Below are 12,056 nucleotides of genomic sequence, written 5' to 3'. Positions count from 1 at the left end.
ATTGAAGATACATTCCAAGCATCAATAAGATTCCATATTGCTGCATCTATTTTTTCCAATTTTTTAATTCACTGCGGTCAAAAAACCAATAAACTTTTACCCCAGCATAAATATGCTCCCAAGATCGAACTACAATTTTATTGTTCTTTTTAAATCTATAGATGCTCTTATTTTTATAAAGTAACTCGCTAGTTGTGTTTGTGTGTTCTATGTAAAGTAGAGCAAGCCCTGCATACTTGTGCTTGCTATCTATGGGTGTCTGACCTCTAAAGTGATAAAATATAGTGAGTTTTTCAAAGTATACCTATTATCTCCTAATCAAGCATTGCAGGTACAAAGGGCTACAACTTTGAGAAACATTAAACTATTGTAAATACTAGAGAAAACCACCTGATGCTAACCTTTCCAATGACAACTAAACTCGGTGGTTTCTACTTGTTTTACTATTGTATTGTTGGAACCTTCATGCCGTTTTGGAGCCTGTATCTTGAAGATCAAGGCTTCAGTTATCAAGAAATTGGTATTTTATCTTCAATAGCCATTGTTACCCGTTTTTTCGCACCGTTTATTTGGGGGTGGATTGCAGATAAGTCGGGCAAGCGGATGCAATTGGTTCGTATCGCGACATGGATGGAAGCATGTATCTGGTTTTTGATCTTTGTCATACCGAATAGTTTTCAGTCCGTTGCTTTATTAATGCTCATTTTTAGTTTTTTCCAGAACGCAATCCTTGCTCAATTTGAAGGTGTTACGCTTTTCTGGCTCGGAGAGAAACGAGCTGAATTATATGGCAAAGTCCGAAAATGGGGCTCTGTTGGTTTTATCATTGGTGTATTTTGTATCGGTGCATTGTTAGAAATTATCCCAATTTCGATGCTCCCAATCATGCTGCTTTGTATATCATTTTTGGCTTTCATTTGGTCATTTACGATTAAAGAGCCGACGAGCGCGCCCAAATCACAAAAACAACTTGATCCTTTGTGGCCCATTATAAAAAGACCTGTGGTGGCTGCATTTTTTGCTATTGAATTCATTATGTTGTTTTCACATGCCCCTTTTTATAGTTTTTATAGTAACTATTTGCAGCAATCAGGTTATTCCACTACGGCAATTGGACTACTCTGGTCCGTTGGTGTAATCGCAGAAATCATTATGTTTGCGTTTGCCAATCTTTTTCTACAACGATTTTCTTGGCGCTTACTGGTTAGTATCTGTTTAATTATGACCAGCTTGCGATGGTTCGCCGTGGGATTATTTCCGCATAGTTTTACCTTACAATTTCTTGCGCAAACCATACATGCATTTAGTTTCGGGCTTTTTCATATGATTGCGATGCGCATCATTTTTGATAATTTTATGCTGACTCAGCAGGGCCGTGGTCAGGCGCTGTATAGCACAATGTGGGGGCTAGGTGTGGCAGCGGGTAGTCTATTGGCTGGAAAATATTGGACTGACATTTCAGGTGAGTCTGTATTCATGATTGCAGGACTTGCTGTACTTATGGGTTTGTTCTTTGTGACAGCACTGCCGAATCAAGTACAGAAGTCCATTTAAATCAAGCTAGAGTTTAATCTCGTTGTACTTTTGCATCCATGGTTGAGTCTGTTCTAATTGATGTGCAAGTTGTAATAGCCGATCTTCACATCCAAATGGTGCCACAAACTGAGAGCCTAAAGGGAGCTGATTCTTGTTCCAATACAACGGAACGGACATGGCTGGTAATCCTGTAATGTTGGCCAATTGAGTAAAAGGAACCCACTTTAAGTTCTCTTTGACAATTTTTTCAATAAGCTTTCCTTCTGCGAGTCTATGGGCTTGTCCTATTTTGAGTAGTCCCTTAAGCAATTGTTTTTGCCATACAGGTGTTTTAACTTCACCATTTTTCGGTGCAATCGATGCGGTAGAGGGGATGAGGTAAAGATCATATTGCTCAAAGAATTGGTTCATTTGACTGGCATAATGTCCCCAATTATTCAGGTTATGAATATATTGTAAGGTTGTTGTTTTTTCACCAAAGGCAGCGAGTGCAAGAGAGTCCAGTTCAAAGTCGTCATCACCTGCATTTAGAAGGTTTCGTGACTCTTGTAATGTATAGGCAAATTGACTAAACCATGTCGTAATAAAGTCTTTGGCTAAATTCATTCCATCAATTGCAGGTTCAGCTTCAAACACTAGATGCCCCAAAGATTCCAAAAGTTTGGCTGTATGTAAGATGGCAGCTTCCGCTTCGGCAGAAACCTTGGTTCCAATGGGAGATTTGGTGCTATAGGAAATTTTGAGCTGCTTGGGCGGGCGTTGTATGATTTCCAAGTAGCTGTGTTCGGGCGCTTTGATGGAAAATAAGGAGTGAGTTTCAGGACCCTGCGTGGCATCGAGCATTGCAGCACTATCCCGTACAGACTTGGTCAACACATGTTGCATGGCTGCACCATGCATGGCTTCACTGAGGTGAGGTCCCCAAGGCGTTCTGCCGCGACTGGGTTTTAATCCAAATAGCCCACAATATGAGGCTGGAATTCGTATTGAACCACCACCATCACCTGCACCTGCAAGAGGGACAATCCCTGCTGCAACGGCAGAGGCTGAACCTCCTGAAGAACCACCACTATTATGATTTATATTCCACGGGTTGCGACATGTACCCCAAGCTTCAGGTTCTGTGACACCTTTAATGCCAAATTCGGGAGTATTGGTGCGACCAAAGGTCACAATTCCAGCTTTCTCCCAGCGATTGACGATTTCCGAGTTGGTTTGCGCTATATAGTTGGCACGTTTATATGCTTGGCTGCCAAAGGTACTGGGATAGCCTTTGATTTCCTGAAACAAATCTTTAACTAGAAATGGAACACCTGCAAAAGCACCTTCAAGTGAAAGCTGTGAGCGTTGCTGTGCATAGTCATGCATAGGGATGGTGATTGCATTCAGTTTGGGATTTACCTCAGCAGCTCTTAATAGTGCTGTCAGTAAAAGCTCATGCGGATGTACATCTTTATTAGCAACAAGTTTGGCAAGTCCCAAGCCATCATATTGTTGATATTCGGAAAACTTCATTTTTGTTTTTCTCCAGTTTCTAAATTATATATATCATTCATTATGTTGAAAGAATAATTTGATTTCTACCTTGTGCTTTGGCGTTATACAGTGCCTGATCTGCACGAACAATCATTTGTTGTAATGTACCCGATAATGGCAAAGTTTGATGCGCAATTCCGATGCTTATCGTAATTTTAATCTGTAAGTGATCTTCAATATTTAAAGTCGCCGTTTCGATAGCTTGGTGAATACGCTCAGCCAGTTCAAAGGTTTGTGTTAAGGAAGCATTGAGTGTGAGTACGGTAAACTCCTCACCACCTACGCGAGAGAATAAATCATGGGGACCGATTTTTTGTTTGACGATTCTTGCAAATTGCTGCAAAACCAAATCACCGACATGATGACCATATTTGTCATTCATTTGCTTGAAATGATCGAGATCGATCATCAAAATAGATACAGTTTTATGCTGTGGTTGTTGAATGAGCAGTTGGCTTTGTTCTAAAAAATAACGTCTATTGAGGGTGTTGGTCAAACTATCGTGATTTGCATAGTCTAGCACTTGGTGAAACAATTTCTGGCGATTTTGGCTAATCGCGCAAAGTACCAGAGGTGCAATACCCAGCATACATAATCCAATACGAATGGAAATGGTGGTACTTAGAAAAGCATTGGATGAAGATGATAGGTAAAAATAGGTCAAGCTGTGATAAGTCACCATACAGACAATGCTATTGATTAATGCCACACTGAATAATCGATAACTTAGTGCTGCCCAAACCAATGCAGCGAGTGGATAGAGTAAGGCACCAGGTCCGAAAAAAATATGTGTAAATGCGACCGATACAATAATGGTGATAAAGGGCAGAATATCACTGGTTTTTAGTGGTTGAGTGAAAAGTTCGAAAATCCACTTCTGATGTTCATCTTTTTTCGGGAAGGTCAAAATAAGCGGTAAGAAGGTAATAAAGTTGACAATTTCACCCGTCCACCACATGCCAAATTCTGTCCAGATTCGTTCAGAGGACATAAAGCTATTCGGCACATGGGTAATACTCTGTACGGCAAAAATTGCACTCAGCATGCACCCAGCGACACACATAGCAAATAGGTACAGAAAACTAAAGCCCTGATTGTAGTTGCGATAATCGAGCTTGGTTAGATAGATTAAAATGAGAGGAACTGAAACACTAATCAGGTTTGATAGTGTTAAATACAAGGTCACTTCATATGAATTACCTGTAATTAGGTCTGCAATTACATATGCGGTGATAGCACCTAGCCAACCGCCAATATTATTCAGTTTTGGAAATCTTAAAAATAACCCTAATAGCATTGGATTGGCTGGCCAAAGCAGTGCTAGAAAGGTAATGGGACGTGTGAAAATACCGATTAAACAGCAGCTGAAAATCACAATCGCTAAGAGCATAAATGCATAGGATTGTTGTTTAAATGAAGGAATAAACAGGTGTCGGATTTGCTTTTGCAAATGATCGTCCTTAATCAAAACGAGCTGATTTTCTATGATTTTAAGAAGTTAGATAGATTTTAAACGACTGCTTCTATTCAAAAGGCGTTTTCAATGCATATTATAGATTGCGCGAGCTAAAGTGCTAGAGCTTGAAGAGGAAAGTTCAGTTTTTTAAGCAAATAGATTGTAGTGAAATGGTTATAAGTGATGGTTTTGCATAAAAATATGGTAACTTATTTGCAGGGATGCAATGGCTGATTAACTATATGAAAAAAGCATATCTTACAGTGGTGTTGATGTTATGTTCAGCAATGAGCATGGCAAATGAAAGTACTGCTGCAAATCAAAATGCTCAAGAAACGGCAGATCGAAGTGAAAATACAGTTCGTATTATGACGCGACCTGAAATTGTAGGTTTATGGGGAATGGAAATTCCAAATAATAAAAAATGTATTGAATACTATAATTTTAAAAGCAATAACGACGTATTTATTAAAAGTGGACAAGAATGGTCTACTGGAGTCTATGACTATCAAGCTTCAAAAGATGCGGCTGTCCAGTTACCTGTTTTAATGTTACAAGTGAAATATGATAACAATGAAACAGACTGCTCTGGTTATAAGCAAGACCAGTCAGGGGAGATCTCTCAATATTTCGTACAGTGGAAAAACCCAACCACTATTAATTTCTGCAACAACGAAAAAGCAGGTAAATGCTTTGCGACTTTACGTCGAGTGTTGCCTTAATTTATATAAGTATCGGATAAACGAATTCATCTGATCATCCAATCAGTGAACAAAAAAAGCCAGTCAATTGACTGGCTTTTTCTTGGAATAAACAACAATCACTTAAGATGCTGCTTTTTCCGCTTGACCTTCAAGTTGTTTCAACAAATGCTTTTCAAGATAGTGAATATCCATCGCATGTTTGCAGAAGTTTTTGTCTTGTAAGATCAAATCTTTATGCAAAGGAATATTGGTTTTGATGCCAGTCAGGATCATCTCGTCTAAAGCTTGACGCATACGAGCAATACAAGTCTCACGATCTTTACCATGTGCAATGAGTTTTGCAATCATTGAGTCGTAGTAAGGCGGAATGCTGTAACCCTGATAGATATGAGAGTCTAAGCGAATACCTGCACCACCTGGTGCGTAGAAATGCTCGATTTTGCCTGGAGATGGCATAAATGTAGAAGGATCTTCTGCATTGATACGACATTCCATCGCGTGACCTTTACACTCTACATCTTCTTGAGCAATTTCAAGTCCAAGACCTGCCGCAATACGTAATTGCTGCTCAATAATGTCGATGCCTGTCACCATTTCTGTTACAGGGTGTTCAACCTGAACACGGGTGTTCATTTCAATGAAGAAGAACTCACCATCTTCAAACAAGAATTCGAATGTACCTGCACCACGGTATTGCATCATCTTACATGCATTCACGCATGCTTCTAAGATGTCTGCACGTGCTTGCTCAGGTAAGTTTGGTGCTGGCGCTTCTTCCAATACTTTTTGGTGACGACGTTGTAAAGAACAGTCACGGTCGAACAAGTGAATTGCATGACCATTACCATCACCCAAAACTTGGATTTCTACGTGACGTGGTTTTTGTAGGAAGCGTTCCATATAAACCGTGTCATCACCAAACCACATTTCTGCGTCACGTTGAGCTGCTTGTACAGACTCAAGTAGGGTGTCTACACGTTCTACGATACGCATACCACGACCACCACCACCAGAAGCTGCTTTCACAATCAATGGAAAGCCAATTTCTTTTGCTTCAGCAAGGGCGTTTTGCGGTGTAACTGCATTTGCAGAACCAGGAACTGTTGGTACACCAGCTTTACGCATCGCCGTAATCGCAGAAACTTTATTCCCCATGAGGCGAATATGTTCAGGGCGTGGACCAATAAAGATGAAACCAGAGGTTTCTACAATTTCAGCAAACTCAGCATTTTCAGATAAGAAGCCATAACCAGGGTGAATGGCATCTGCACCTGTAATTTCTGCAGCAGTAATAATTGCAGGAATATTTAAATAGCTTTCGCTACTCGCTCCTGGGCCAATGCAGACCGCTTCATCACAAAAACGTAAATGCATTAGGTCTTTGTCGGCATCTGAATAGATACCAACGGTTTTGATTCCTAAGGTTTTGCAAGCACGGGTGATACGTAAAGCGATTTCACCTCGGTTTGCAATTAGAACTTTTTGCAACATTGTAAGTCCCCGTGGTGTTATGCGCGATAGCGGAATAATGGTTGACCGAATTGGATCACTTCACCGTTTTTCACAAGAATTTCTTCAATCACGCCGCTTTGAGTTGCCTCAATCGGGTTCATGATTTTCATTGCTTCGATGATGCCGAGTGTTTCACCAGCAGTTACAGTTTGACCTACTTTAATGAATGGTGCTTCGCCTGGGCTTGGAGCAGCATAGAACACACCAACCATTGGTGAAGTTTCAACAGCACCACGTGGAGAAGATTTTGGTGCAGATGGAATTTCTGCTGATGGAGCTGGCATTGCCGCAATTCCTGCAGCAACAACTGGACTACGACGAGTCAATGCAATCGATTGATCACCTTCTTTAACTTCGATCGCTTGTAAGTCAGATTCAATCATCAAATCGATGAGTTTCTTGATTTTACGAATATCCATGAGACAGTATTCCTGATTATGATTACTTAGATGGTTGAATTTTTTCGAGGGCATAATCGAGTGCAGCGGCATAGCCTTTTGCACCCAAACCGCAAATTACACCCACGGCTTTATCGGAAAGATAAGAGTGATGTCTAAATGCTTCACGGGCATGAACATTCGACAAATGCACTTCAATAAATGGTATTGCTACGCCAAGAAGGGCATCACGCACTGCAACGGAAGTATGTGTCAAAGCTGCAGGGTTGATGATAATGAACTGTACGCCTTCTTGTTGCGCTTGATGAATTCGGTCGACAATTGCACCTTCCCAATTACTTTGGAATGTATCGAGAGTTGTTGATGCTTTTTGCGCTTGAGAGATGAGCTGCTGATTGATATCCTCTAGGGTGAGGTAGCCATATACTTCAGGTTCTCGCTTGCCTAGTAAATTTAAATTCGGTCCATGAATGACCAAAATGGTCGAACTCATTCAGCGTGCTCCAATTTTAAGTTTGCAATAATGCTTTGCAAGATGTCTGCAAAGTTTGCTTATTATGGCATAATTTCCTACAAGTCTTTTGTTTTTTTCTTTGAATTGTTGTAGAAAGCAAGTACCAGAACTTGGGTCATATATTGCGAACTTTGCTGATAATTGGCAATGTTAAAAAATGACAAAATTTACGATATAACAGTTATTTTCTTTTAAAGCTCAAATTGACCAAAAAGCGTCATTTGCAAGGTTTTTGGCTGAATAGAGAATCATCAATGCTCAACATTTCATTCCAACATGTCGTGTAACGTGGCGAACGATGTAGCTGTTTCATCTTCCATGCCGTGCTGCTGGAATGATAACCAATCTGGATGCAATCGGAACCATAACGATGTTTCATTTTGTACAAAGTTTTCATCAGTTCTTCGCGTTGTTGAATCAAGTGGATGGGTTGCCATAAGTCATCGATATGCTGGCTTTTCTGATGTAGCGCAGAGAGCATGATAGCAACTTTCACATATTTCTTATTTTCTTCAAATAAAACATCAATTTGCTGTTGAGCAGCCTTGTTTAAAACCAATAAATCATCACTGGCATACTCTAAACCTATGGCGTGCGAGTAACTTTTTTTATGCGGTGAATTAGGCACTTTTTCATAGAGTGAAACATGAATACAGGCGCAGAGTTGCTGTTGTTCGGTCAGTCGTTTATGTGCACGATTGACATGAAAAATCATCGCTTGTTTTATGATCTCTTTTTGAGTCAGTGCCTTGGCAAAACTGCGCGATGAAAGGATGTTTTTTGCAGGTAGTTTGGGATCATCTAAGGCAATACAGGATTGACCTTTTAGCTCACGGATTGTGCGTGCAATGAGCACGGAAAACTCTTTACTCAAGTAATGTTCATTGGCAAAAGTTAAGTCAAAGCAATTGTGAATTGCATAATGCTGTAGTTTTTTACTAATTTTTCGTCCAATGCCCCAAACCTCCTCTACAGGCGTCTCAAGCAATAGTCCTTCCAAGCTGCATAAGTCCAACGTGGGTAGAAAACAGACTTGATTAAAACTTTGCCTTTTCTTGGCAAAATGATTCGCCAGTTTGGCTTGGGTTTTGGAATATCCGATTCCAATACAGCAGGGTAAGCCGAGCCATTGTGCAATTTTCTGTACCAGTTCACGACAATATTTCTCTAAATCGAACAGATGCGAATAGCTGCTAAGTCGAATGAAACATTCATCAATGGAGTAGGGTTCCAGATCTTGGTCATTAAAGTGTTCACCTAAAATCTCAAAAAAGCGGCGTGACATATCTGCATAAAGTGGATAGTTACTTGAAAGAACTTGTACACCTGCTTTTACAGCATCCCGTTCAATTTCATACCACGGTACCGCCATGGAAATATTCAGGGCTTTGGCTTCATTGCTGCGTGAAATGACACAGCCATCATTGTTACTGAGGACAACGACGGGTTTATCATTCAATTTCGGATTAAAAACTCGCTCACAACTGACATAACAGTTGTTGATGTCAATCAATGCAAACAGTTCTTGATGATAAAGCTTATCCATCGCAATCACTTATTTTAGCTTTTTCAAAATACAAGTGACGACACCCCAAATGGCAACATTTTCGTCACTACGCGGATAGATGTCAGGGTAGTCAGGGTTCTCTGCTTTTAACCAGAACTTAAAACCATTGTCTGCATGCTTATCTTGCATAAAGCGTTTAACCGTAAATTCGTTGTTAATGAGTGCTAATACAATATCGCCATGTTCTGCAGATAAACGACGGTCAATCAAAAGCTGGTCGCCTGCATCAATCCCTGCATTTTTCATCGATAAAGAATCGACGCGTAACACAAAAGTGCTGGCTGGGTTTTTAACCAAATACTTGTTGAGGTCGATATAATCTTCTATGTAGTCTTGGGCGGGAGAAGGAAACCCAGCCGCGACAGATTCGAGTGGAGATGGAATTGCCAATTCAGTTTGTAAATGAATGGGGTTTAGTTGAATATTGTTTTGACGGTCATCTTCAGGTACAGGTTTTAGCCATTCTTTAATCGTAGTGACTTTTGACTCGGGAACGCGCATGACGACCGTTTTTTCAGTGTACTGAGATTTACGTCCAGCATTCGCACGTTTGCCACCATGAGAGGCTTTGTTTGATTCGCTCATAATTCACCTTGATAAAGTTACATAATCAAGATTAGCAGAAAAATACATGCTGCGACAGTATATTTTATGTAGGGATGACTTGAGACAAATGGCACTTGGTTCTAAACTGCGGAACATCAATCATTACATTTGGTATCCACTATGGATATGGATTTAATCACTGAACAAAAACTAGTATGTGAAGAATATGGCTCAAAGTATATTGCAGTACATGAAAATGATGTGATTGCCGTTGCGGTCGCGTCTTTAAATCAAGAACCAATTGTGGGCATTCGTAACAAGCCAGAAGCAGGTGAAGAGGTTACATGGTTTATTTATGCGGGTGAGCATGACGACAGTGAAGATTTCTTCCAAACTGTATCTGTTAAAGAGCTAGATAAACTTTTGCCAGAAGTCCTGCCATATTTGGCGTTGGAGCATGGCTACCGCTTTATGATTGATCGTGAAGAATACGAAGATGTCTGGAAAGAAGGTGATGAAGTTTAAGTGAATGACTTCAGTTGACTGGAAATGACATAAAAATGACGGGAAATGATAAGTTGAAAGCCATCACAATAGCAACGTTAAACGGGTGAAGATCCATTTAATCAGTCAACTTCTTCCCTAGTTGCTGTGTTACTCCTTAATAGCCATGTGAAAACATGGCTTTTTTTATGGCTGATTGGTTTCTCAGACTGAAGATGGCGCGGAGATGTTGTCAAAAGCAAAGCAATCCGATAATTTGAGGAAAGAATAGCTTGAATGACGATGCATATGAAATGGGATGAGATAGGCGAGCAGCCATGTTCAATCGCACGCGCTTTATCGATTGTAGGGGACCGTTGGACTTTACTGGTATTGCGTAATGCATTTATGGGAATGCGCCGTTTTGATGACTTTCAACAGCAATTGGGTGTGACCCGACATGTTTTGGCAGATCGTTTGAAACGTCTGGTCGAACATGAAATTTTAGAAAAAAGACCGTATATCGAGCGTCAGCAGCGCTTTGAATATTGCTTAACCGAGAAAGGTTTAGAGCTTTATCCTGTGTTAATGAGCATGGTGACGTGGGCAGATAAATGGATGGATGATGGTACGGGTAAACCCATGCAGTTGATGCATAAGCAATGCGGGAAGGTTTTTACTGCAATTACCGTGTGTTCGGAGTGCGGAGAACCTCTGCATGCGCGCCAGGTCAAACCTTTGTTTCGGCAGCATCCATTTCATGCCGAAGCTCAACCTGCTGCACAGATACAACAGGCTTAAGCCTTCGTTCTTATAGGCAATTGGCTGGTTTAGGAACGCCAGCCAGTCGGCTTAAGTGTCGAGCAACCAGACCTGTATTAAATTTCTCTTGCAGCATGGCATTGTTAATTTCAGGACTCACGCTTTTCATTAAAAACTTAATCAGTGGGCGTGTTGCAGGTGAATGTCCAAACTGCTGATAAAACTGGCGTACTGCCTGTAATACAGTAAGATGCCAGTCGGTTAATTCAAGCTCAAGACTATTGGCAAGTTCTTGAGCCACTTCAGGCGTCCAAATAGTGTAATCGACCAAGTGACCATCTTGATCGAGTTCTAGATTCATCATTGTCTTTTCAAACCTATTATTTAATGGTCATACAGCGTGTATGTGCCAAGCAGATGTCGGCAAATTGAGAATAAGAAATCACGTTTAATTGTGCTGGCTTCGGACTACTTAATAAAGCAGCGTCAGTATCCAGCACATAGAGTTGTTCAAGCGATGTTAAGGCTACATGATGAGCATGAAGTACCGCATCGCCCATAAGCACCACACAATCACCGCGATGTAACATGGATTGTAATTGAGTGAGTTTAGCCTCTGCGGATGAATAGTCTGATTGAATCAAATAAAGTGTAGCTGTCAGCATAAAAAATATTCATCCGTTACCAATATAAAACGTGATCGAAGGCATGTAAAAACTCAGTATTTAGCTCGATAAATTCGATTTCTTGTTGGGCTTGAACCACAAAAGGATGGTTTTGATTCACATTTTCCACTAAAACTGGGGTTAAGTCGTAAAATTCAAAGCTATCGACCATATTCGAAGCCAGTTTGAACGCATGCTTAACTGCGTCAAACTGTTGCTCTGCCTGTAATAAACTGAGCGCAGCGTTCACAAGTAAAACCTTGACTTCACACCCGAATGTCGCTAAAACCATTGTCGCAGCAAGGCTTTCATGCACTTGTAAGCTGGTAAGGTTGGCTTGGGTTAATATCACGAGTACAGTTTTCACACAATTTACC

General features: G+C 40.6%; 14 protein-coding genes. 4 read left to right on the top strand and 10 right to left on the bottom strand.

What is annotated here, in order from left to right:
• Positions 1-393 precede the first annotated feature (393 nt).
• Entirely contained in the window at positions 394-1,554 is a 1,161-nt protein-coding gene (locus GWK51_RS12100) for an MFS transporter (RefSeq protein ID WP_161933898.1), read from the top strand.
• Positions 1,555-1,560: 6 nt separating this feature from the next.
• On the opposite strand, the gene GWK51_RS12095 is transcribed toward GWK51_RS12100, so the two are convergent.
• Positions 1,561-3,051 (bottom strand): amidase, encoded by a 1,491-nt coding sequence (locus GWK51_RS12095; RefSeq protein ID WP_161933897.1) that lies wholly within the window; start codon positions 3,049-3,051, stop codon positions 1,561-1,563.
• 40 nt (positions 3,052-3,091) lie between these two features.
• On the bottom strand, positions 3,092-4,522 hold the full coding sequence (locus tag GWK51_RS12090; RefSeq protein WP_407925981.1) for a sensor domain-containing diguanylate cyclase: 1,431 nt from the start codon (positions 4,520-4,522) through the stop codon (positions 3,092-3,094).
• Between the two features lie 248 nt (positions 4,523-4,770).
• On the opposite strand from GWK51_RS12090, the gene GWK51_RS12085 reads away from it, so the two are divergent.
• On the top strand, positions 4,771-5,250 hold the full coding sequence (locus GWK51_RS12085; RefSeq protein WP_100240879.1) for a hypothetical protein: 480 nt from the start codon (positions 4,771-4,773) through the stop codon (positions 5,248-5,250).
• A 102-nt stretch (positions 5,251-5,352) separates the two neighbouring features.
• Here the strand turns inward: GWK51_RS12085 and accC are convergent, their stop codons facing one another.
• The 5 genes from accC to GWK51_RS12060 form a co-directional block, all read right to left on the bottom strand.
• The gene (gene accC, locus GWK51_RS12080; RefSeq protein ID WP_100240878.1) at positions 5,353-6,723 is read right to left on the bottom strand and encodes an acetyl-CoA carboxylase biotin carboxylase subunit; all 1,371 of its coding nucleotides are present in this window, start codon (positions 6,721-6,723) and stop codon (positions 5,353-5,355) included.
• A gap of 17 nt (positions 6,724-6,740) precedes the next feature.
• Positions 6,741-7,163, bottom strand: coding sequence for an acetyl-CoA carboxylase biotin carboxyl carrier protein (gene accB, locus GWK51_RS12075; protein ID WP_016167895.1), 423 nt, complete (start codon positions 7,161-7,163; stop codon positions 6,741-6,743).
• Positions 7,164-7,185: 22 nt separating this feature from the next.
• A complete protein-coding gene (gene aroQ, locus GWK51_RS12070) occupies positions 7,186-7,635 on the bottom strand; it encodes a type II 3-dehydroquinate dehydratase (RefSeq protein WP_161933896.1) in 450 nt (149 codons plus the stop codon).
• A gap of 238 nt (positions 7,636-7,873) precedes the next feature.
• On the bottom strand, positions 7,874-9,202 hold the full coding sequence (locus GWK51_RS12065) for a Y-family DNA polymerase (RefSeq protein ID WP_161933895.1): 1,329 nt from the start codon (positions 9,200-9,202) through the stop codon (positions 7,874-7,876).
• A 9-nt stretch (positions 9,203-9,211) separates the two neighbouring features.
• Positions 9,212-9,808: a LexA family protein gene (locus GWK51_RS12060; protein WP_161933894.1), complete on the bottom strand. Its 597-nt coding sequence runs from the start codon at positions 9,806-9,808 to the stop codon at positions 9,212-9,214.
• A gap of 141 nt (positions 9,809-9,949) precedes the next feature.
• Between GWK51_RS12060 and GWK51_RS12055 the strand changes: the two genes are divergently transcribed.
• A complete protein-coding gene (locus GWK51_RS12055; RefSeq protein ID WP_100240875.1) occupies positions 9,950-10,294 on the top strand; it encodes an immunity protein Imm33 domain-containing protein in 345 nt (114 codons plus the stop codon).
• Between the two features lie 267 nt (positions 10,295-10,561).
• Positions 10,562-11,053 carry a winged helix-turn-helix transcriptional regulator gene (locus tag GWK51_RS12050; protein ID WP_100240898.1) on the top strand — a complete coding sequence of 164 codons (492 nt, stop codon included), beginning with the start codon at positions 10,562-10,564 and terminating at the stop codon, positions 11,051-11,053.
• A 10-nt stretch (positions 11,054-11,063) separates the two neighbouring features.
• On the opposite strand, the gene GWK51_RS12045 is transcribed toward GWK51_RS12050, so the two are convergent.
• From GWK51_RS12045 to GWK51_RS12035, 3 genes are read right to left on the bottom strand one after another with little or no spacing between them, the layout of a single operon-like run.
• Positions 11,064-11,375, bottom strand: coding sequence for a TusE/DsrC/DsvC family sulfur relay protein (locus tag GWK51_RS12045; protein ID WP_161933913.1), 312 nt, complete (start codon positions 11,373-11,375; stop codon positions 11,064-11,066).
• A 19-nt stretch (positions 11,376-11,394) separates the two neighbouring features.
• Entirely contained in the window at positions 11,395-11,679 is a 285-nt protein-coding gene (locus GWK51_RS12040) for a DsrH/TusB family sulfur metabolism protein (RefSeq protein ID WP_100240874.1), read from the bottom strand.
• 16 nt (positions 11,680-11,695) lie between these two features.
• Positions 11,696-12,046 (bottom strand): hypothetical protein, encoded by a 351-nt coding sequence (locus tag GWK51_RS12035; RefSeq protein WP_161933893.1) that lies wholly within the window; start codon positions 12,044-12,046, stop codon positions 11,696-11,698.
• Positions 12,047-12,056 lie beyond the last annotated feature (10 nt).

This window comes from Acinetobacter kanungonis (genome assembly GCF_009939195.1).
Taxonomy (GTDB): Bacteria; Pseudomonadota; Gammaproteobacteria; order Pseudomonadales; family Moraxellaceae; genus Acinetobacter; species Acinetobacter kanungonis.
This window is presented reverse-complemented; position numbering and strand designations above follow the sequence as displayed.